Consider the following 20,026-nt stretch of genomic DNA (forward strand, 5'->3'; position numbering starts at 1 on the left):
ATGATCGAAACGAGATCGATATGAGATCGACATGGAGACGACCCTGACAGGATTGGACGGACCGCTGACCGGGTTCGCGGAGACGCACCGGGAGCAGACCGAGCGGTTTCCCGTACGGGAACCCGCCTGGCAACCGGTGCATACCGTCTATGTCCCCGCCGACAAGGTGACGGCGGCCACCGTGTCCGAGTGGCGGCACGCGGCGACCGACCTCCTGCACCGGCACCTGTTCACTCCGGCCGACCTGGCCGCGCTGTTCGAATGCGATCCCGACCTGGCGCAGCCCGTACATGATCGAGTCCGCCGGAAGCTGTCGGTCGAGCCGATCGAGGACCTGCGGATCGACTTCGAGGACGGATACGGGCAGCGCCCGCCGGAGGAGGAGGACGGGCACGCCGAGAGCGCGGCGGCGGCCGTGGCCGCGATGCGCGAGGCGGGCACGCTGCCCCGGCGGTGGGGTCTACGGGTCAAGTCGTTCGCCGACGGTGATCCGCACCGGTCGATCCGTACGCTTGACGGCTTCCTCACCACGGTGATCAGGCGGGCCGGCGAGTTGCCGCCGGGGTTCACGGTCACCTTCCCGAAGGTGCTCATGGAGGCCTACCTCGGGCAGTTCGCCCGATGCCTGGAGGCACTGGAGGCGTCGTTGCCGCTCGAACCCGGCACGCTGCGGTTCGAGATGCAGGTGGAGGCCCCGCAGACGGTGCTGCTGCTGCAGCGGTCGGCCGACCTGGTGCCCTCCCTCGGCGGGCGGCTGGCCGCCGCGCACTTCGGGGTGTTCGACTACACCGCCTCCCTCGGGTTGCCGCCGCACGAACAGCGCCTCGACCATCCCGCGTGCGACCACGCCCGTCACGTGATGCAGACGGCGCTGGCCGGGTCCGGCGTGGAACTCTGCGACGGCTCGCTCGCCGCCGCACCGGCCTCGGACTCGGCCGCCGACGTGCGGGCGCTACTGCGCAGGCACGCCGCGCTCGTCAGGCATTCGCTGTCCCACGGCTTCCATCAGGGCTGGGACATGCATCCGTCCCATCTCATCAGCCGCTTCGCCACCGTCTACGCGTTCCACCTCGCCCGCTACGAGGACTACGTCGAGCGGGTACACGCCTGGGAGGAGCGCACCCGGGCGGCGGGCGGCGTCCTGGACGAACCCGCCACGGTGAAGACCCTCGTCGCCGCGCTGGCCCGGGCCGATCGAGCCCTCGGCTGAGCGGCGTTCCGGTGGCCGCGCCGCCTCGTCACTCCTGATCGACGTCACTCATGATCGACGAGGCGGCGCCAATCACGCACGCGCGCGGCGTCGACGGGACCGCTCCACCGATCCGGAGATGAACCGGGGTCCCGTACGGCACCGCCGACGTGGAAGGCCTGGACGCCGTAGTCGAGCAGCACGGGCACGTGCTCCTTCCTGAGGCCTCCCCCGGCCAGCACCAGCGGCCCGTCCCCGGCCTCGGCGCGGGCGCGCAACACGCCCAGGCCGGTGCCGACACCCTGTGCCGAGCCCGCCGTGAGCACGGTGGCGAGGTTCGGCAGCAGCCGTACGGCACGCCAGGCCGCCCGCACGTCGGCGGCGTGGTCCACCGCCCGGTGGAAGGTCCACGGAAGCGGGGCCACCGCGTGGATCAGCGCCTCGGTCGCCGCCAGGTCCACCGAACCGTCCGCCGTCAGGAACCCGAAGACGAAACCGCCCGCGCCCGCCTGCGCCAGTTCCTTGACGTTCCGGCGCAGCCGGTCCAGTTCCTGCGGGGTCGCGGCGAAGCCGGCGCTCGACCGCAGCATGACCATCTGCGGCAGCCTGCACTCCTTCGCGATGGCCGCGACGGTCTCCGCCGAGGGGGTGAGCCCGCCGGAGCTCATATCCGACACGATCTCCAGGCGGTCCGCGCCACCCGCCTCGGCGGCGACGGCGTCGCGCACGTCCAGCGCGATCACTTCAAGGAGCTTGGTCATAGTTCGAACAGTATCGAGTCCATTTGCGGCGCCATATGGCATCCGCTGACATCCGTTCCCGTTCGAGGCTCAACTAGCTTCTTGTGGCGATTGTTGTCGTCAATGAGCCTCGATGCGCCGGGCCGTGCTCAGCGGCCCGTTGCAGGAGCGGACCCGCGGCCGCGCGCGGGGCGGGCACGCCCGAAGCCCGGCGCTCGAACAGCGCTCCCGATGCCCGATGCGGCAGGTCGACCGTGCGCACGTGCCGGAATCCGGCGTCGCGGTAGTACGCCTGCAGCCGCGCGTTGTCCTTGGCGCAGTCGAGCCGCAGCAACCGGCGGCCGAGGGTGCCGGCGCGCAGTGCGGCCCAGGCGAGCAGGGCCTCGCCCAGCCCCTCGCCCGCGTGAGCCCGGCTCACAGCGAGCTTGTGGACGTACAGCGCGTCAGCGGGACGGTCGGCGGGCAGCCAGAACTCGGGATCGGCATGACCGTCCAGCGCCATCGTGGCCGCCAGGGCGCCGGTGACGGCGTCGTCGTCCAGGACGTACATCGCCCCGGCTCCGATGAGCGGTTCGATCCGTCCGGCGGGAAAGCCCTCCGCCGGCCACTGCCGTACGCCGAGCGAGTCCAGCCAGCGGGCTGTCTCGGCCAGCAGCCCGAGCACGGCCCGCAGGTCATCCGGCGTGGCACGGCGGGGAGTGAGCGTGAGCCTGGCAGGCAGGCTCAGAGTGTTCGCGCGCATGGCGAAGTCCTTTCGATGCTGTGGGATTCGTTGCGATCACAGAGGGTGACGAGGGTGCGGCGCGGCGACCTGCTCCCGGCGGCGGAACAGCGGGGAGGACCCCTCGGGCGAGGGAGCTGCGACGGGGCGGGCGCACCGTACGTGAGCCGGGCCGCCGAAGCCATCGACGGCGGGGGGGTGCGGGCTCGGTCGTTTACGGCCGAGAAGCCGGCTGACGTTCCAGCTCGTATCGGATCAGGTGCTTGTCGGCCGGGAGCACCGACACCGCGACCCGTACCGGCGCGTCCTCCCCGTCGTAGCCCACCCGGACATGGACGACGACGGGCGTGCCGGGCTCCAGGCGCAGTCGCAGCGTCTCGTCCGAGGTCGGCATCCGCGCCGAGATGTCGTCGACGACCCTCGTCTGCGGGTGGCCGAGCTCCTCCAGGACCCGGTTCGCTCCGCGGGTGATGTTCCCGGGCCTGGCGATCTCCGAATCCGCCACCAGGTCGAGGGGGAAATACGAGTCATTGGTGTTGTACGGCTGACCGTCCACGAACCGCAGGCGGCGTCGGACGACGGCGAGGCCCCCGTCGGCGAGGGCGAGCCGCGTGGCGACGTCCTCGGGCGGTTCGACGATGGACACCTCGATGTTCTGGTCGGGGTTGCGGCCCTCCGACGTGACCGCGTGCACGAACGAGTCGAGGCGGCGATCGACGTCCTGGTCGCGGGACGGGAACTCGTCCTGAGGGCGCATCAGCAGAGGACGACGCTCCCGTACGAACGTTCCACGGCGACGCATCCGCAGGATGAGGCCCTCGTTCTCCAGCTCGCCCAGGGCCAGTCTCACGGTGTTGCGGCTGACGCCGTGCGCCTCCATGAGGTCGGTCTCGGTCGGGATCTGGTCGCCTGGCGCGAGTTCGCCGGTGTAGATGGCCCGCCGCACCTCGGCGGCCACCTGCTGGTAGAGCGACGACCGTGCCATCTTTCCTCAATCCCACCTTTTGTTCCAACAAATCTAGACGATCTCCCTGAAAGGGGGAACAACCCCTTGACCAGAGCGCGCTGGACCGCGATTATCCAAACGTTGGTACAAATCCATCCATTGGGTATGTCCATCGATCCCCCCGGCTGACCGGGGCTTCGACCTCAACCCTCGCCGAGGTCGAAGCCCCCAGCCGGGGCGGGCGCGTCCTGGCGGGTCCCCCACACCCGCCAGGACGCCTTTCATTCACGACCGCCCCAGCCCACGCCTCCGTACGGGAACCGACTGATCGGTATGCTTCCGGGTATGACCCTGTTCTCTGTGGACGGCAAGACCGTGGTCGTCACGGGCGGCTCGCGTGGGATCGGCAAGATGATCGCCAAGGGCTTCCGGGACGCGGGCGCGACCGTCTACATCTCCTCTCGGAAGAAGGACGAACTGGAGGCCACCGCCGCCGAACTGGGCTGCCACGCCGTCCAGGCGGACCTGTCGACGGCGGAGGGGGTCGAGACCCTGGTCGAGGCCGTGTCGGCCCGGGAGAGCCGGCTCGACGTGCTCGTCAACAACGCGGGAGCGAGTTGGGGCGCGCCGCTCGAGGAATATCCCGAGCACGCCTTCGACAAGGTCTGGAACATCAACGTCAAGGGCGTGTTCTTCCTGACGCGGCGGTTCCTGCCCCTGCTGCGCGCCGCCGCTTCGGCCGACGACCCGGCCCGCGTCATCAACGTGGGCTCGGTGGACGGCATCCGCGTCTCCGCGATGGAGCACTACGCCTACTCGGCTTCAAAGGCGGGGGTGCACATGCTGACCCGGCATCTGGCCCACCGGCTCGCCCGCGAATCCATCACGGTGAACGCCATCGCGCCCGGGCCGTTCGAGTCGAAGATGATGGCATTCGTGCTGGACGACCCCGCGATGCGCGGCGCCGTCGAGAGCCAGATCCCGCTGGGCCGCATCGGCCGGCCCGATGACATGGCCGGAGCGGCCGTCTTCCTCGCCTCCCGTGCGGGCGCATACCTCACCGGCACTGTCATCCCCGTCGACGGCGGCCTCACCGCCTGAGCAGCTCGACCAGAGCCTGCGCGAACATGTCGGGGGCCGCGAGCTCGTACCGGAGGAAGAGGTACGGCTCGACGACTTCGAGCTCCATGAGCACCGGCTCGCCGTCCGGCATCCGGACCAGGTCGACCCGGGCGTAGAGAAGGTCCGCCGGCGCCTCTCCTGGGAAGCGGCGCGCGCACTGATCCAGAACGCGCTCGGCGAGGGCGAACTGGTCGTCGTCCGGATCTCGCAGCGTCGCCCGTTCCTCGGTCGTGCGCCTGGTGTCCGACAGCATCGGGTGGCGCCGGACGGCGTGGCTGAACTGCCCGCCGAAGTACAGCAGCGAGAGCTCGCCCTCGTGCTCCACGGTCCGGAGGTACGGTTGGATCATGACCGTCCGACCCTCGTCGAGGAGCCCGGCCGCGTGCTTCTCGGCCGCCACCCGGTCGGCGGTCCGCAGCGCGCCGCGCGCCCCGGCCGAGACCGCCGGCTTGACCACGTACTCGTCCCAGTCCGGGAACCCGCCCTCGGACGAACCCTTCCCGGAGAACCGGGCCCCGGGTGAGGCCCAGCACGTCGGCACGATCGGCACCCCGAGGTCTTTGAGGTAGGTCTTGTCGGTGTTCCACTCGATCACTGAAGCGGGATTGAACAGCCTCGTCGCCGTCCCGGCCCGGTGAGCCCAGGCGACGAAACCGTCCCTGCTGTCGATGTAGTCCCAGGTCGATCGGACGACGGCGGCGTCGAACGACGACCAGTCGACGCGCGGGTCGTCCCACGCCGCCGGTGAGCCCTCGATGCCGGCGCCGTACCAGGCCGCCAGGACGATCTCTCGCTCGTCGTCATGGCCGGCCACCGGATGGCCGGTGGTGACGTACGCAACCTTCATCGTGCTCCCTCCGTTACCAGGTGCGAACCCATGCTACGGAGACGCACCGCTCACCCGGGAACCACTCCGGTCAGCGCCTCGGCGGCCGCCTGGCCACAGACCCGGGCCGAGCCGTGGGTGGCGATGTGGGCCACGCCGAGGTCGGTGCGGCCGGGCAGGCCCATCTCGACGACGACGCCGTCCGGCCGGGCGGCGAGCAGCCGCTCCACCAGGCCGAGCTGCCAGAGATGACGATGGGCGTCCCGTACGACCAGCACGAGCGGCCGGTCGGCGGCCTGATCGAGCACCGCGTCCGACATGTCGCCGCCCGGCCCGACGACGTCGGGCTCGGTCAGGCGGGTGACCGTGGTGCCCGGCAGCAGCTTGCTCAGCGGCTCACCGGCCCCCCACGGCATGCCCTTGTCGATCGCCAGATTGGTCTCCGGCGCCAGCTCCACCACGTGCGGGGCCGCCGTCAGGGGGAGCACGGCCTCGGCTCCCGGCCGGCGAGTGATCCGTACGGCACGGCGCGCGGCCGCCAGGCCGATCTCCACCGTGGTGTCCCCCTCCCCGGAAACCGTCGGGGCGTCCCAGGCGGTGCGGTCCGCGAGCCAGGCGGCGAGTGCCCGCACCCGGGCCGCCGCGTCGGCGAGCCGATCCTCCGGCAACGCGCCCCCGGTGACCGCGTCGACGATCGCCTCGCGGATGCGGTCCAGGGTGGCCTCGTCGGCGTTCTCCCCGCCCACGCAGACCGCGTCCGCCCCCGCCGCGACGGCGAGCGCACTCGCGCCGCCAATGCCGTACGCCCCCGACACCGCGGCCATTTCGATGCCGTCGGTGACGATGAGGCCGTCGAAGCCGAGCTCGGTGCGCAGCAGGCCGGTGAGGATGCGCGGGCTGAGCGTGGCCGGCCGCTCGGCGTCGTAGGCGGTGACGAGCAGGTGGCCGGTCATGACACAGCGCACGCCCTCACGGATCGCGGCCCGGAACGGCCACAGCTCGACTTCGGCGAGCTCCTCCCGGGAGACCCCGACCCTCGGCACCCCGTGGTGGGAGTCGACCGACGTGTCGCCGTGACCGGGGAAGTGCTTGGCGCAGGCGGCCACGCCGGTGGACTGCAGGCCGCGGATCCATGCCGCCGTATGCCTCGCCACCAGCATCGGGTCCGCGCCGAACGAGCGCAGTCCGATCACCGGGTTGTCGGGGTTGGAGTTGACGTCGGCGGCCGGGGCGAAGTCCAGGTTGATCCCGGCGTCGTGCAGGTCCCGCCCGATGTCGCGGGCCACCCGCTCGGTCAGTTCCTCGTCGTCGACCACGCCGAGCGCGTAGTTTCCCGGCCGCGAACTGCCCGTGCGCGCTTCCAGGCGGGTCACCTCCCCGGCCTCCTCGTCGATGCCGATGAGAATGTCGGGGCTCTCCGCGCGCAGGGCCGCAGTGAGGCCGCCGAGCTGGGCCGGGGTGGCGATGTTCCGGGAGAAGAGCACGACCCCCGCGAGTCCGTCGCCGATCCGGCGCCGCACCCAGTCGGGAGCCGTGGTGCCCTCGAAACCGGGCAGGATGACCGTGTCCGCCAGACGGAGCAGATCCGGGCTTCGCTTCATGCTGCGCCCATGAGGGAGTGTTGAGGCATGCCCGCAATCTAATAGGAAAGTTTCCTATTTGCTAGTCCGCCGAACGGCGGAATCTCACAGGTCGGCCCGGCGTAACCGGTTCTTCTCGACCGTGAAAACTGCGGCCGTGGACACCGGTGCGCCCGGCCGGTCCACGTAGCCGACCACTCGGTAGTCGGCGCGGAAGTCGTCCATGCTCGCCCTGCAGGAGACGTAGCCCCGGTGGCCGTCGAAGAACTCGATGTGCGGATTGGCGGCGAGGATCGCCTTCGCGTCGGTGTCGGGCGGCAGGCTGGTGACCGACGTGCCGACGAACTCGACGCCGAGCGGCGCCGACGCCGGATCGGACCAGTCGGCGCGCAGATCGCAGGCCCAGTTGTTGTGCACGTCGCCGCCCAGCACCACCAGCCCGTCCGGGGCGTTCGCGAGGACGCGGGCGCGGGAGTCGGGAAAGCCGTCCCAGGCATCGGCGCTCAGCGTCCCGTTCGGGAATCGCCGCTGGGCGAAGAACACGGCCTGCGCGAGCACCTTCCACCTGGCCGTCGCGCCCTTCAGCCGACTGATCAGCCACTCTTCCTGCTCACGGCCGAGCATGTCCCGGCCGCCGCGGTACTGCCTGGTGTCGGCGAGCATGAAGTCGATCACCCGTCCGTACGGCCGCCAGCGGTAGTTGCGCAGATCCGGCCCGGTCGGGCGCACCCGCAGCGGCAGATGCTCGTAGTACGCCTGGAAGGCGGCGGCTCGGCGTTTGAGGAAGGCCGACGGGCTGCTGCCGTTTCCCGGCAGCCCCCCGGCCCAGTTGTCCCGCACCTCGTGATCGTCGGGAAGCGCGAGCCACGGCGCGGCGGCGTGCGCCGCCTGGAGGTCGGGGTCCATGTGATAGCGCGCGTAGCGCCTGCGGTAGGCGGCCAGCGTGGTGCACTCGGCCTCCGACTCCAGCGGACGTACGTAGCGGCCCGGGCGGGGCTGCTTCGGCTTGCCGTACTCGTAAATGTAGTCGCCGAGGTGGAGCACCACGTCGGGCCGCTCGTCGGCGAGATGGCGCAGCGCCGTGAAATAGCCGTGCTCGTAGCGCTGGCACGACGCGAAGCAGAAATGGACGGGGTCGGTGGAGTCCGGCGCCGGAGCCGTCTTGGTACGGCCGACGGGGCTGACGTGGTCGTCGACGGAGAACCGATAGAAGTACTCCGTGCCCGGTCGCAGCCCGGCGACCCTGACGTGGAGGCTGTGCGCCCATTCCGGCTGGGCCGCCGCGGTTCCGGTCTGGACGACGCGGGCGAACGCACGATCCTCGGCGAGCTGCCAACGCACGGACACGGTCCGATCGGGCATGCCGCCCGGCCGCTTCGCGTTCAGCGGATCGGGAGCCAGCCGGGTCCACAGGACCACACCATCGGGTAACGGTTCCCCCGAAGCGACTCCGAGCGTAAATGGATAACCAGATTTGGCCATGTTTCAGATCCTGCCGCAGGCAAAGTGACTGCGGTCGTGGCTGCGGGGCCGTGCAGCCGGAGGTTCGGGGAGGCGATCACGCGGGAATGCGGATCGCAGCTGGTCAGGACGGGGGAATGTCGGAATTTTGAGCGAGCCCTTGCTTGAGAGCCCATAATGGAGCCCGTGAGCCAGCGAAAGAACTCAGGCGCCGCCTCCGCCGCGACGCGGGCGACGCGAGCGGTCGCCACCGGCGCGGGCGCGTCAGATCGCCGCGATCACCTCGTGAAACTCGCCGCCGAGCTCTTCGCACGAAAAGGCTTCCAGGCCACCACGGTCCGGGAGATCGCCCTGGAGGCCGGCATCCTCTCGGGGAGCCTCTACCATCACTTCGATTCCAAAGAAACCATCGTCGACGAGGTTCTCCGTACCTTCCTCGACGACGTGACCGCCCGCTACCGGGCGGCGCTGAGCGGCGACGGCGACCCCCGGTCGGTCCTTTCGGAGATGGTGCGGGTCGGATTCGGATCCCTGGACGCGCACCGCGCGGCCATCACGGTGATGCAGAACGACTGGAGCTACCTGCGGTCACTGCCCGACGACCGCTTCGGCTACCTGGATCGGGCCGAGGACGAGGTCGAGCGCATGTGGGTGGAGCAGATCCGGCGCGGCCAGGCCGTGGGACAGTTCCGTTCCGACGTGGATCCCAAACTCACCTACCGGATGATCCGCGACACGGTCTGGGTCACCGCACGGTGGTTCCGCCCCGACGGTCACCTGGACACGGGCGCCCTCGCCGACCACTTCGTCAAGGTACTTTTCGACGGCCTCGCCTCCGGCGACGAGACCGGCGGATCACGATGACGACGCTTGTCGAGGAGGTACGGCTCGCGCTGACCGAGGTGGCAGACCCCTCGCGCGCCCCGGCCATGACCGCCTACATGAAATCGGTCATGCCGTTTCTCGGTGTGACGTCCGTGCCACGCCGGAACGCCCTGCGGCGAGTCTTCCGGGAGCATCGCCTGGAATCGGCGCCCGAGTGGCGCAGGGCCGTACTCTCCCTGTGGCGGGAGGCCGAGTACCGCGAGGAGCGGTACGCCGCGATCGAGCTCGCCGCCCACCGTTACTACCAGTCGTGGCAGACGCTCTACACAGTGCCGATGTACGAAGAAATGATCGTCACGGGTGCCTGGTGGGACGTGGTCGACGACATAGCGGTGCACCGGATCGGCACGCTGCTGGAGCGCTATCCCGACGCGATGCGCCCGCTCATGCTGGAGTGGGCGGGCGACGCCGACATGTGGAAGCGGCGCGCCGCGATCCTGTGTCAGAACGCGTTCAAGAAGGGTACGGATCTCGGCCTGCTGTACGCGTGCATCGAGCCGAATCTGTCGGACACCGAGTTCTTCATCCGCAAGGCCATCGGCTGGGCGCTTCGCGAGTACGCCAAGACCGACCCGGACGAGGTGGTCCGCTATGTGAACCACCAGGGCATCAGCGGCCTGAGCCGGCGTGAGGCGCTGCGCAACGTGCCCGTCTCCTGACTTGGGGAGACGCCTGCGGTCCTCCCCGGCGCGCCCTTGCGGGCGGCCGGGAAGAACCGCTGCGACCTGAATGTCGGCTCAGGCGCCGGGAAAAGCGGCAGGCCACACCCTGCTCAGAAGCCGCCGAGCCCCTCGCCGAACCGCGGGAACCTGTTGAACGGCAGAGTCGGCTGGATCACCCGCTGCTGGGTCGGCTGGACCGCGACCGGCTGGATCACCCGCTCACGCTGGACCGGCTGGATCACCCGCTCACGCTGGACCGGCTGAACGAGCACGGGTTGGTTCACCCCACGGTTCCGCTGGAGCGGGTGCTCGTTGATGTTCCGGTTGTTGCCGAACGCGTTGTTGCCGCCGAACATCGCGCGGTTGTTCCACCAGTTGTTGAGGAACTGCTTGTCGTCCCGGTTGTCCTTCTGCTGGAACCCGAGCACGACGTCCTTCACGGCCATGCCGAGCGCTTCGCGACCGTTCCGGTTGTCGGCCCTGCCCAGCTGGTTCCACCAGTTGTTCTGCGGAGAGAACCAGTGGTTGTTGTGCATGTAGTCGTTGTTGTTGTTGATGAGGCGGTTGTTGTCCGGGCCGGTGCTGGCCCCGGCGGCGGTGGCCCCCAGGGCCACGATGCCACCGGCGAGCGCGGTGCCGAGCGCCAGCCCTGCGATAACCTTCGCGAACATCGTCATATTGTTGTTCCCCCGTTCTGTGATTTTTCCCGAGACATCAATCCCGAATATATGGATGAATGCCCTCGCAGTCTATTGTCGGTTACCTTTCCTGTGCATGTTGATTTCCAGCTGGATGCGACCATAAACAGCCACCTGCAGCTTTTAGGCTGGCATTATCGCTTTATAGATGCCTTCATGCAATAAACACCCCTATTGTAGTAATATGTCCGTTTTATCCATGCGGACAAATCGGACCGGCGTCGGCCGCGAAGACAACTGCGGGGCATCTCACACCGGCGACCACAGAACCGGGACATATGCTGACTAAATAGCATGAATATGGAACAAAGAACCCGGGGCCGGTCCCCGGCCCCGGGTCGAATGGTCAGTATGGGAACTGTCGTCTGGTCAGTGAGGACTTCGTCAGGCGGGACGGAAGGAGTCACGTGCCGCCGGCGCCGCATGCTTGATCATGAGGTGCCGGGTGACCGAGTATTCCCGCACCGCCTCCTGGCTCATGTCCTTACCGAAACCGCTGCCCTTGACCCCGCCGTGCGGCGCCTCCGAGGCGATGGGCAGGTGGTCGTTAACCCAGGTCACGCCCACGTCCAGCCGATGGGACACGCGCAGCGCCCGGGAGACGTCGCTCGACCAGACCGACGAGGCGAGGCCGTACGGCGTGCCGTTGGCGAGGCTGACCGCCTCGTCCTCGCCGTCGAACGGCATGGCCACCAGCACCGGGCCGAAGATCTCGCCCTGGACGACCTCGCTCGACTGATCGACATCGGCGATGAGCGTCGGTGTGTAGTAGAAACCGGGCCCGTCCATCGGCGCGCCACCGCAGACGATCCGGCCGGACGCCCGGGACACGAAGCCGTGCACCCGCTCGCGGTGGGCCGCCGAGATCAGCGGGCCGATGTCGGAGTCGGCGGCCCAGGGGTCGCCCGGCCGCACCCGCGCCAGTGTCTCGCGCAGCGCCTCCACCGCCTCGGCGTACCGGGGCCTCTCGATGTAGACGCGGGTGGCGGCGGTGCAGTCCTGGCCCGTGTTGTAGGTGGCCCCCATCACGACCCCGGCCGCCATCTCCTCGAGTGACGCGTCGGCGAAGACCAGCGCCGGGGCCTTGCCGCCCAGTTCCAGGTGGACCCGCTTGAGCCCGTCGACCGCGCCCCGCATGACCGCGCGGCCGGTCTCGGTCGATCCGGTGACGCTGACCATGTCCACGCCCGGATCGGTGACAAGCGTCCGGCCCACCTCGGCTCCTCCGGTCACCACCCGCAGCAGCCCCTCCGGTGCGCCCGCCTTGGCGAACAGCTCTGCCAACCGCAGGGTGCTGCGTGGCGTGGTCGGCGCCGGCTTGATGACGACGGCATTGCCGCCGGCGATCGCCGGTCCGATCTTCCAGACCGCCATGACGAACGGGAAGTTCCACGGCGCGATCGAGCCGACGACCCCGACCGGTCGCCTGACCAGCACCGAGGTGTAACCAGGGCTGAAAACGCCGGCCCCGGTCCCCTCGAGCGACCTGGCCGCCCCGGCGAAGAAGCGCAGGTTGTCGGCGGCGAACGGCAGTTCGCCGTCCCGGAACACCGCCGCCGGTTTGCCGGTCTCCTCGACCTCGAGCCGGGTCAGCTCCTCTGCGTCCTGCTCGACCAGGTCGGCCAGGCGCAGCAGCACCCGTGCCCGCTCCCCCGGCGTCGTCTCGCGCCATTGCTCGTACGCCTCCCGGGCCGCCCGTACGGCTGCCGCCACGCCCTCCGCGGTCGTTTCCGGCACCTCGCCGAGCACGCGCCCGTCGGCGGGATTGATCAAAGTGGCCATGCGACTCCCCTGTCGTCCGTACCTTGTTCCTCTGGATAGGCGGCGTTCCTCTGGGTGGGCGGCGCTTCCCGCGAGCAGCGGATGCCGGGAAGCGCGGCGGGTGGTTCAGCTGTCGAAGCCGACACCGAAGCGGTCCAGGAGACGTAGCCAGGGACCGCGGCGGCCTTCGTTGTCGTCGGCTCGGGCCAGCGCCCGGCGGGTGACCTCCACCACCGGCCAGCGCAGCGGCTCCGGCGGGAACGGCACCGGATGACGCCGGACCATTCGAAGCCGCGTCCAATCGGTGGACCGTCCGGCCAGCAGATCGAGGCCGACCAACGCGCCGAATCTCGACGCCCCGACGCCGAGGCCCGTGTAGCCGAGGGCATAGGCCACCCGTCCGCCCATGGCCGTACCGAAGAACGGGGTGAACCGGCTGGTCGAGTCGATCATCCCGCCCCATCTGTGGGTGAAGCGAAGGCCGTGGAGCTGCGGGAACGTCTCGAAGAAGTGTACGGCGAGCCGCTTGTGCGTGGCGTCTCGCTGCTCGCTGCCCGAGCCGCCGAAGTTGTAGATCGCGTCGTATCCGCCCCAGAGGATGCGATCGTCCGCCGTGAGCCGGTAGTAGTGGAAGCGGTTCCCGGCGTCGGTCAGGCCCTGGCCCTGCGCCCAGCGGATCGAGGCGCGCTGGGCGGGTGACAGCGGCTCGGTGACGAGCACGTAATCCCAGACCGGCAGCACGAAGTTGCGCAGCCTGCGCAGGACCGCGGGGAAGGCGTTGGTGGCCAGCAGCACCTGCCCCGCGTACACCACGCCGCAGGCCGGCGGTCTCGATGTGGTGCGCATGGTCGCCTCGACGCCGGCCCCTGCCCGCGTCAACGCGGTCACCTCGGTGTCCTCGTGGATCGCGACGCCGAGACGTTCGGCGACCCGGGCCAGCCCCCAGGTGAGCGCGGCCGGGTCCACGAGGCCGCCCGCGCCGCGCAGGCGAAGCCCCCCGAGATAGGTGGGCGAGTCGACGTCGGCTCGCATCTCGTCACGGTCCAGGAACACCGCGTCCTCGCCGTGCTCGCGGTGCAGTTTCTCGGCCCGCCTCAGCTCCGCCACCTGGTACGGCTCGACCGCCACCGTGGTCTTGCCGACCAACCGGAGGTCGGCGTCGATGCCGTGGTGCGCCAGGAAGTCCGCGACGGCCGCGAGATTGGCCCGGCCGAGCGTGAGCAGCGTCCCGATCTCCGAAGGCCACCGGCGCGATCCGTGGGCGAGGCCGTGGGTCAGCGAGTCGGAGATGAATCCGCCGTTTCGGCCGCTCGCGCCGTAGGCGATCGACCGGCGCTCGACGAGGACGACGTCGCAGGCGGGATTCTCCTGCTTGGCCAGCACGGCGGCCCACAGACCGGTGAGACCGCCGCCGACGATCAGCAGGTCGGCCGTCGTGCGAGTGCGCGGCGGCTCCCAGGGACCGGGCGCCCCGGGCCTGTCGGTCCAGAAGACCCGGGGCGCGGCATCCTTGATCACTTCGCGGCGATCTTCTCGATCACGTCGGCGGCGGCGCGTAGGCCGTCACGACCGCGGATCTCCTCTCCCGCCGCCGCCAGGCGGGCCCGTAGCTCGGTGTCGGCGAGCAGCCGGTCGATGGCCCCGGTCAGTTCCTCGTCTGCGAAGCCGTAGGTGTCGAGGCGGACACCGAGGCCGGTCTCGTCGATCCGCTGCGCGTTGTCGTACTGGTCCCAGAAGATCGGCAGCACGATCATGGGCTTGCCGAAGTGCAACGCCTCGGTGGTCGTGTTGTTGCCGCCATGCGTGATCACCAGGTCGACCATGGGGATGATCTTCGTCTGCGGCACGAACTCGGCGCCCCACATGTTCGGCGCGAGCTCGATCTCCTCGTGCAGCGGGCCCTTGGAGACGATGTAGCGGTGCGGCGTCCGGCCGAGCACGGAGATCACCCGGCGCATGAGCTCCAGGTCGGCCGAGCCGAGCGAGCCGAGTGAGAAGTAGATCAGCGAGCCGTCGCCGGGGATGTCCGGGAGCGTGAACTCCTCTTCGGTCTCCCGTACGGACGAGTCCACCCGGGTCCAGGAGTCGTCCAGCGGCCGGTCGGCGACGTAATCGATGATCTCGGGATAGACGTAGAGGTTAGCGTTGCCCTCGTGGACGAACTCGAGATCCCGCAGCGGCGGCGCCCCCTGCTCGACGACCCACTCGTTGAAGGCCGTCCACATCTCCCGGTGGGTCCTGTCGTACTCGGCGCGGAACTCCGCCCAGCCGGTGCCGCCCGCCGGCAGCCCGGAGAAGGGCGGCGCGATGCCCGGCCCCTTCACCTCCAGCGGGTTGCACGACACGATCCGGACGAACGGCACGCCGGCCGTCATGAGGGCCGGGAAGGCGAGGACGTTGTCCTCGACGACGACGTCCGGGCGGACCCGCTCGATGATCTCCTTGAGCCGCGGCTCGCAGTACTTGGCGCCGTCGATGAGCGCCTGCCAGATCGGCTTGATCACCGTCTCGAGCTGCGCCAGGGTGCTCTTGCGGTACTCCGGCGCGGTGTCGCGGATGAAGTCCTTCCAGAACTGGCCGGGGTCCTGCTCCTCCTCGGCCGGCGGCTCGAGGTCGACCAGGTCCTCCTCGAAGCCCAGCGCCTCCAGCTTCCCCTTCCACGACGTCTCGGCCGCGAACACCACCCGGTGGCCGCGGCGGCGCAGGACATCGCCGATGCCGATGCAGTTGTTGGTCGGCCCGTAGGCGCTCTCCGGCATGAACAGGATCGTCAGCGGCTTGTCCGTCATCTGGGGACTCCTCGGAACTCTAGTTGAACCGAGATTCAAATACGAGACTGGCAGAACCGTCAAGAGCTGGGAGATTATGTTGTCTCATCAGATGAAGCGGAGTGGAATGAGTCAGCGCAAGAGCAAGGCGGACCGGCGGCTCGACCTCATCGACGCGGCTCGGCGGGCGATGATCCAGCACGGCACGGAGGGCGTCCACCTCAACCAGATCGCCGAGGAGGCGGGCCTCACCTCCGGCGCTGTGCTGTACCACTACCCGAACCTGCGCGACCTTCTGATCGAGGCCCATCAGGCCGGGATGGAGCGCTTCTACGAGCGACGGGTCAAGAAGATCAGCGGCATCGCCGACCCCGCGCAGAAGCTCATCGTCACGATCCGGTCCGGGCTGCCCGAAGGGCCCGACGACGCCGGCGTCCGGCTGCTGTGCGAGCTCGGCGGCGCGGCCGGACGCAACCGCGTGTACGCCACCCTGCTGACCACGCTGTTCGACCGGCAGGTGTCGATGTACCAGACGATCCTGGAGACGGGCGCCGCCCACGGCGTCTTCACGCTGGCGCAGGACTCCGAGATCATCGCCCGCAACCTCGTGGCGCTGGAGGACGCGTACGGCTACCGCATCATCGCCCGGCACCACTCCATCGACCCGGAGAAGGCCGTCGAGCTCATCCTCGACCACGCCCGCCTGGCCACCGGCAACCCCCTCAAGCCCACCACCCGCCGCTAGGCCCTCGTGAGGGCGGCGGAGCCAGGCCGGAGCTAGACCTGGAGGAGGGTCGCGTCGCCGGCGGCCCAGCTCAGGGCGACCCGTACGCCGACATCGACCCGGGCGGGGCCCTGCGTGGCTGCCAGCACATGCCCCTCGTGGCCCGGCACGCTCAGGGCCACGTGCGACGTGCCTCCGTAGAAGCTCACGTCCACGACCTCGCCCGTCAGCCCGCCGCCATGCTCCCCCGGTTCTTCGTCACTTCGTGTGAGCGGGGTGAGACGGATCCGCTCGGGACGAATCGCCAGCAGTGCACGTGAGCCCTCGGCGAGGCCGGCCCCCTCTCCCGGCCTGGACGGGGGTGCGGGCAGCACACCCAGCTCGTCCACCTCGAGCCCCTTGCCGGTCACCCGGCCCTCGAAGAGGTTGTTGGCGCCGACGAAGTCGGCCACGAACGGTGTGCGCGGCCGTTCGTAGAGGTCCACGGGTGCGTCGACCTGCTCGACCCGGCCGCCGCGCATCACCGCGATGCGGTCGGCGAGCGACATGGCCTCCTCCTGGTCGTGGGTGACCACCACGAATGTGATGCCGACCTCGTTCTGCAGCCGCTTGAGCTCAAGCTGCATCTCAGCTCTGACCTTCTTGTCCAGCGCGGACAGCGGCTCGTCGAGCAGCAGCAGACGGGGCCGCTTGACGATGGCCCTGGCCAGCGCGACCCGCTGGCGCTGGCCGCCGGACAGCTCGTGCGGTCTGCGGCGGGCCTGCGCCGCCAGGCCGACGGTCTCCAGTACCCCGCCGACCCGGTCGCGGATCTCCTGGCGGGGCAACCTCTCCCGCTCCAGGCCGTACGCCACGTTCTTCTCGACGCTCATGTGCGGGAACAGGGCGTACGACTGGAACATCAGGTTGACCGGGCGGCGGTGCGGCGGGACCGCCAGCAGGTCCTCGCCGTCGAGGAGCACCTTGCCGTCGTCCGGCTGCTCGAACCCGGCGAGGATGCGCAGCAGCGTCGTCTTGCCGCAGCCGGACGGCCCGAGCAGGGCGAAGAACTCCCCCTGCCGGATGTCGAGGCTGACCGTGTCGAGTGCGGTCACCTGGCCGAACCGCCGGCTGACGCCGTCGATGGAGATGAGTGTCATTTGAGTGCCTCGGTCAACCTGGTCATGCGCTGGGCGACGATGACCACGGTGAAGCTCACCGCGAGCAGCAGCGTCGCCAGCGCGTTGATCTCGGGGGTCACGCCGAACCGCACCATCGAGTAGATGACGATCGGCAGGGTCGGCTCGGACGGCGCGGCCGTGAAGAACGCGATCACGAACTCGTCGAGCGAGAGCGTGAAGGCGAGCAGCGCGCCCGCGAGGACGCCCGGAGCGAGCGTGGGCAGCGTCACCGTGAAGAACGTGGTGATCGGGGTCGCGCCGAGGTCCCGGGATGCCTCCTCCAGCGAGGTGTCCATGTGGCTGAGCCGCGCGCGTACGACCGCGGAAACGAACGCCATGCCGAAGACCGTGTGCGCGATCAGCACAGAGTGCAGGCCCAGCGTCATCTTGACCGCGGTGTAGAACACCAGGAGCCCGATGGCCAGGACCAGGTCGGGCAGGATCGCGGGCAGCGTCGAGAGCGCGTCGAGCAGCCGCGACCTCGTGTACCGCGCCAGGCCGACGGCGAGCAGCGTGCCGAGGACGGTCGACAGCACCGTCGCCCCGAACGCCACGATCAGGGTGTTGACCAGACCGCCGCGGATCGAGTCGTTCTCCGCGAGCCTGCCGTACCAGTCGAGTGAGAAGCCGCCCCACGTGTACGGCGTCTTCGCCCGGTTGAACGACATGATCACCAGCACGGCGATCGGGGCGTACAGGAACAGGTAGGTGAGCCAGAAGGGCAGCCGCAGCCAGCCCAGGCGGGCGGATCGGTCACGCATCGCGTCCCGCCCTCCGCGCCGCCCATGCCTGGGCGAACAGCAGCAGTACGAGCACCGCGATCACGGCCAGCGCCAGCACCGAGCCGAACGGCCAGTCGCGGGCCTTGAGGAACTGGTCGCGGATGAGGTTGCCGACCATGATGCGGCGGCCCCCGCCGAGCAGTTCGGGGATGACGAAGTTGCCCAGGCTCGGCACGAACACGAACACGCAGCCGGTCAGCACGCCCGGCAGCGACAGGGGAAGCGTCACCGACCAGAACGTCCTGGCGGGCCGCGCGCCCAGGTTCGCCGACGCCTCGCGCAGGCTCGGGTCCAGCCGCTCGATCGCCGAGTAGAGCGGGAGGATCATCAGCGGCAGGTAGGCGTACAGCAACCCGGCGACGATCGCGCCGTCGGTGTAGAGCAGTTCAACCGGGCCGAGGCCGAGCGCCTTCAGCCCGGAGTTGAGCATCCCCTCGGAGTTGAGCAGCACGATCCAGGCGTACGTCCTGATCAGGAAGTTCGTCCAGAACGGCAGCACGACCGCCACCAGGGCGATGACCTTCCACTTCGCGGGCAGCTTGGCGATCATGTACGCCGTCGGATAGCCGAGCAGCAGCGCCAGCAGCGTTGTGATCACCGCGAGCTTCACCGAGCCGAACACGACGTCGAGGTAGAGCGGATCGGCGAGGCGGGTGAAGTTCTCCCCCGTCGGCTCGTGGACGACCCCGCCGAACCGGCCCCGCCGGAACACGGTGTAGCTCAGCACCAGCGCCAGCGGGACCAGCAGGAAGACGGTCAGGAAGCCGAACCCGGGGCCCAGCGTCACGAGCCGGCCCGCCGCCTTGCGTACGGCGGCGACGGGCGGTCCGGTACCCGTCATTGCGCCGCCGAGACCTCGGTGGACAGGCGGGTGTACATGGTGGACGCCTCGCCGAGGTCGATCAGGCTCTCACCCTTGAGCAGCTCGGCGGGCGGCTGCGCCAGCGCCGGGTAGCTCTCGAGCAACTTGGGGTCGAGGGCGTCCATCGCCACCTTGTTGGGGATCTTGTACAGGATGTTCTGCGCCACCCAGCCGTGGATCTCGGGGTCGAGGATGTAGTTGATGAAGGCGTGCGCCGCCTCCTTGTTCCTGGAGCTCTTGAGGATCACCATGGTGTCCGCCCACAGGTCGCTGCCCTCGGACGGCACCACGAACTTGATGTTCTTCTCCGCCGTCGGGCACCACCCGTCCCAGGCCTCGGCCATCGCGGCCTCGCCGGACTTGAGCCGGTCGCCGAACGTCGTGTCGTCGTAGGCCAGCAGGTCGGGCTTGACCTTCAGCAGCATCTGCTTGGCCTTGTCGAGCACGGCCTGGTCGGTGGTGTTGACCGATGCGCCGAGCAGCTTGAGCGCGGGCAGCGCCAGCCACCGCTCGGTGGTCATCATCGTGATCTTCTTCTTCAGCTCGGCCGGCGGGTTCAGCAGGTCGCTCCAGCTCGTCGGCGGGGTCTTGACGAGATCGCTGCGGTAGCACAGGCCGGTGGTGCCCCAGGTGTACGGCACCGAGAACGTGTTGCCCTTGTCGTAGGCGAGCTGGGCGGCCTCGGGGAAGAGGTTCTTGAGGTTCGGGATCAGGTCGGCGTGGAGCGGCTCCAGCAGGCCCTGGGCGTTCAGCGCCTGCGCGTACTGCCCCGACACGAACGCCACGTCGATGCCGCTGTCGCCGCCGGCGGTCAGCTTGGCCATGATGGTCTCGTTCGTGTCATGGATGGCGACCTTGGTGTCGAACCCGAGCTTCGCCTTCACCCGCTCCGGCAGGTCCTTCGGGCTGTATCCGTCCCAGATCGAGATCGTCAGGCTCTGCTTCGACAGATCCGCGTTGGCGTCGAGCGTCGCGGGCGCGGAGTCGGTGGTGGAGGCTCCGCCGCACGCGGTCAGAGTGAACGCCAGGCAGGCGGAGGCCACGGCGACGGGTGCGCGACGTGTCATGTGGGGACTCCCTTGGGACGAGGATGGCGGCCAGTGTTGCAGGACAGCTCAACGTAGACAAGACTTTGTCTG

The 20,026-nt window shown here is 69.4% G+C and carries 19 protein-coding genes; 5 read left to right on the forward strand and 14 right to left on the reverse strand.

Translation table 11 applies throughout. The annotated features are described in order from the left end of the window. Nucleotides 1–31: 31 nt before the first annotated feature. Nucleotides 32–1,210, forward strand: coding sequence for a DUF6986 family protein (locus Mth01_RS04950; RefSeq protein WP_204011969.1), 1,179 nt, complete (start codon nucleotides 32–34; stop codon nucleotides 1,208–1,210). Nucleotides 1,211–1,254: 44 nt separating this feature from the next. On the opposite strand, the gene Mth01_RS04955 is transcribed toward Mth01_RS04950, so the two are convergent. The 3 genes from Mth01_RS04955 to Mth01_RS04965 form a co-directional block, all read right to left on the reverse strand. Beyond that, on the reverse strand, nucleotides 1,255–1,950 hold the full coding sequence (locus Mth01_RS04955; RefSeq protein WP_204011971.1) for a copper homeostasis protein CutC: 696 nt from the start codon (nucleotides 1,948–1,950) through the stop codon (nucleotides 1,255–1,257). Between the two features lie 73 nt (nucleotides 1,951–2,023). After that, complete coding sequence (locus Mth01_RS04960; protein ID WP_204011980.1) at nucleotides 2,024–2,671, reverse strand: GNAT family N-acetyltransferase; 648 nt, start codon at nucleotides 2,669–2,671, stop codon at nucleotides 2,024–2,026. A gap of 193 nt (nucleotides 2,672–2,864) precedes the next feature. Next, nucleotides 2,865–3,635, reverse strand: coding sequence for a GntR family transcriptional regulator (locus Mth01_RS04965; RefSeq protein WP_204011983.1), 771 nt, complete (start codon nucleotides 3,633–3,635; stop codon nucleotides 2,865–2,867). Between the two features lie 306 nt (nucleotides 3,636–3,941). On the opposite strand from Mth01_RS04965, the gene Mth01_RS04970 reads away from it, so the two are divergent. Then, the gene (locus tag Mth01_RS04970) at nucleotides 3,942–4,697 is read left to right on the forward strand and encodes a glucose 1-dehydrogenase (protein ID WP_239089367.1); all 756 of its coding nucleotides are present in this window, start codon (nucleotides 3,942–3,944) and stop codon (nucleotides 4,695–4,697) included. Here the strand turns inward: Mth01_RS04970 and Mth01_RS04975 are convergent. From Mth01_RS04975 to Mth01_RS04985, 3 genes are all read right to left on the reverse strand, one after another. After that, on the reverse strand, nucleotides 4,687–5,565 hold the full coding sequence (locus Mth01_RS04975; RefSeq protein ID WP_204011990.1) for an ATP-grasp domain-containing protein: 879 nt from the start codon (nucleotides 5,563–5,565) through the stop codon (nucleotides 4,687–4,689). The genes Mth01_RS04970 and Mth01_RS04975 overlap by 11 nt on opposite strands. A gap of 50 nt (nucleotides 5,566–5,615) precedes the next feature. After that, a complete protein-coding gene (locus Mth01_RS04980; RefSeq protein WP_204011993.1) occupies nucleotides 5,616–7,145 on the reverse strand; it encodes a glycoside hydrolase family 3 protein in 1,530 nt (509 codons plus the stop codon). A gap of 84 nt (nucleotides 7,146–7,229) precedes the next feature. After that, on the reverse strand, nucleotides 7,230–8,606 hold the full coding sequence (locus Mth01_RS04985) for an alkaline phosphatase D family protein (protein WP_204011996.1): 1,377 nt from the start codon (nucleotides 8,604–8,606) through the stop codon (nucleotides 7,230–7,232). Nucleotides 8,607–8,771: 165 nt separating this feature from the next. Here Mth01_RS04985 and Mth01_RS04990 point away from each other — a divergent pair, with 165 nt between their 5' ends. Next, a complete protein-coding gene (locus tag Mth01_RS04990; protein ID WP_239089368.1) occupies nucleotides 8,772–9,449 on the forward strand; it encodes a TetR/AcrR family transcriptional regulator in 678 nt (225 codons plus the stop codon). Continuing rightward, nucleotides 9,446–10,129 carry a DNA alkylation repair protein gene (locus Mth01_RS04995; protein WP_204012000.1) on the forward strand — a complete coding sequence of 228 codons (684 nt, stop codon included), beginning with the start codon at nucleotides 9,446–9,448 and terminating at the stop codon, nucleotides 10,127–10,129. The genes Mth01_RS04990 and Mth01_RS04995 overlap by 4 nt, the downstream gene beginning before the upstream one ends. Nucleotides 10,130–10,242: 113 nt before the next feature. On the opposite strand, the gene Mth01_RS05000 is transcribed toward Mth01_RS04995, so the two are convergent. From Mth01_RS05000 to Mth01_RS05015, 4 genes are all read right to left on the reverse strand, one after another. Next, nucleotides 10,243–10,803, reverse strand: coding sequence for a hypothetical protein (locus Mth01_RS05000; RefSeq protein WP_204012002.1), 561 nt, complete (start codon nucleotides 10,801–10,803; stop codon nucleotides 10,243–10,245). Nucleotides 10,804–11,214: 411 nt separating this feature from the next. Beyond that, entirely contained in the window at nucleotides 11,215–12,612 is a 1,398-nt protein-coding gene (locus Mth01_RS05005; protein ID WP_204012004.1) for an aminobutyraldehyde dehydrogenase, read from the reverse strand. Nucleotides 12,613–12,717: 105 nt separating this feature from the next. Continuing rightward, nucleotides 12,718–14,109: an NAD(P)/FAD-dependent oxidoreductase gene (locus Mth01_RS05010; RefSeq protein WP_204012006.1), complete on the reverse strand. Its 1,392-nt coding sequence runs from the start codon at nucleotides 14,107–14,109 to the stop codon at nucleotides 12,718–12,720. After that, nucleotides 14,106–15,380: a glycosyltransferase gene (locus tag Mth01_RS05015; RefSeq protein ID WP_204012008.1), complete on the reverse strand. Its 1,275-nt coding sequence runs from the start codon at nucleotides 15,378–15,380 to the stop codon at nucleotides 14,106–14,108. The genes Mth01_RS05010 and Mth01_RS05015 overlap by 4 nt, the downstream gene beginning before the upstream one ends. Nucleotides 15,381–15,486: 106 nt before the next feature. Between Mth01_RS05015 and Mth01_RS05020 the strand changes: the two genes are divergently transcribed. After that, nucleotides 15,487–16,104: a TetR/AcrR family transcriptional regulator gene (locus tag Mth01_RS05020; RefSeq protein WP_204012011.1), complete on the forward strand. Its 618-nt coding sequence runs from the start codon at nucleotides 15,487–15,489 to the stop codon at nucleotides 16,102–16,104. A gap of 32 nt (nucleotides 16,105–16,136) precedes the next feature. On the opposite strand, the gene Mth01_RS05025 is transcribed toward Mth01_RS05020, so the two are convergent. The 4 genes from Mth01_RS05025 to Mth01_RS05040 are packed head-to-tail and all read right to left on the reverse strand — an operon-like array spanning nucleotide 16,137 to nucleotide 19,954. Further along, nucleotides 16,137–17,222, reverse strand: coding sequence for an ABC transporter ATP-binding protein (locus tag Mth01_RS05025; RefSeq protein ID WP_204012021.1), 1,086 nt, complete (start codon nucleotides 17,220–17,222; stop codon nucleotides 16,137–16,139). Beyond that, nucleotides 17,219–18,004, reverse strand: a complete 786-nt coding sequence (locus Mth01_RS05030) for an ABC transporter permease (RefSeq protein ID WP_204012023.1) — start codon at nucleotides 18,002–18,004, stop codon at nucleotides 17,219–17,221. The genes Mth01_RS05025 and Mth01_RS05030 overlap by 4 nt, the downstream gene beginning before the upstream one ends. Beyond that, complete coding sequence (locus tag Mth01_RS05035; protein WP_204012026.1) at nucleotides 17,997–18,866, reverse strand: ABC transporter permease; 870 nt, start codon at nucleotides 18,864–18,866, stop codon at nucleotides 17,997–17,999. Before Mth01_RS05035 ends, Mth01_RS05030 begins: the two co-directional genes overlap by 8 nt. Next, entirely contained in the window at nucleotides 18,863–19,954 is a 1,092-nt protein-coding gene (locus Mth01_RS05040; RefSeq protein WP_204012029.1) for a polyamine ABC transporter substrate-binding protein, read from the reverse strand. The genes Mth01_RS05035 and Mth01_RS05040 overlap by 4 nt, the downstream gene beginning before the upstream one ends. Between the last annotated feature and the right edge of the window lie 72 nt (nucleotides 19,955–20,026).

This window comes from Sphaerimonospora thailandensis (assembly GCF_016863115.1).
In the GTDB taxonomy this organism is placed as follows: domain Bacteria; phylum Actinomycetota; class Actinomycetes; order Streptosporangiales; family Streptosporangiaceae; genus Sphaerimonospora; species Sphaerimonospora cavernae.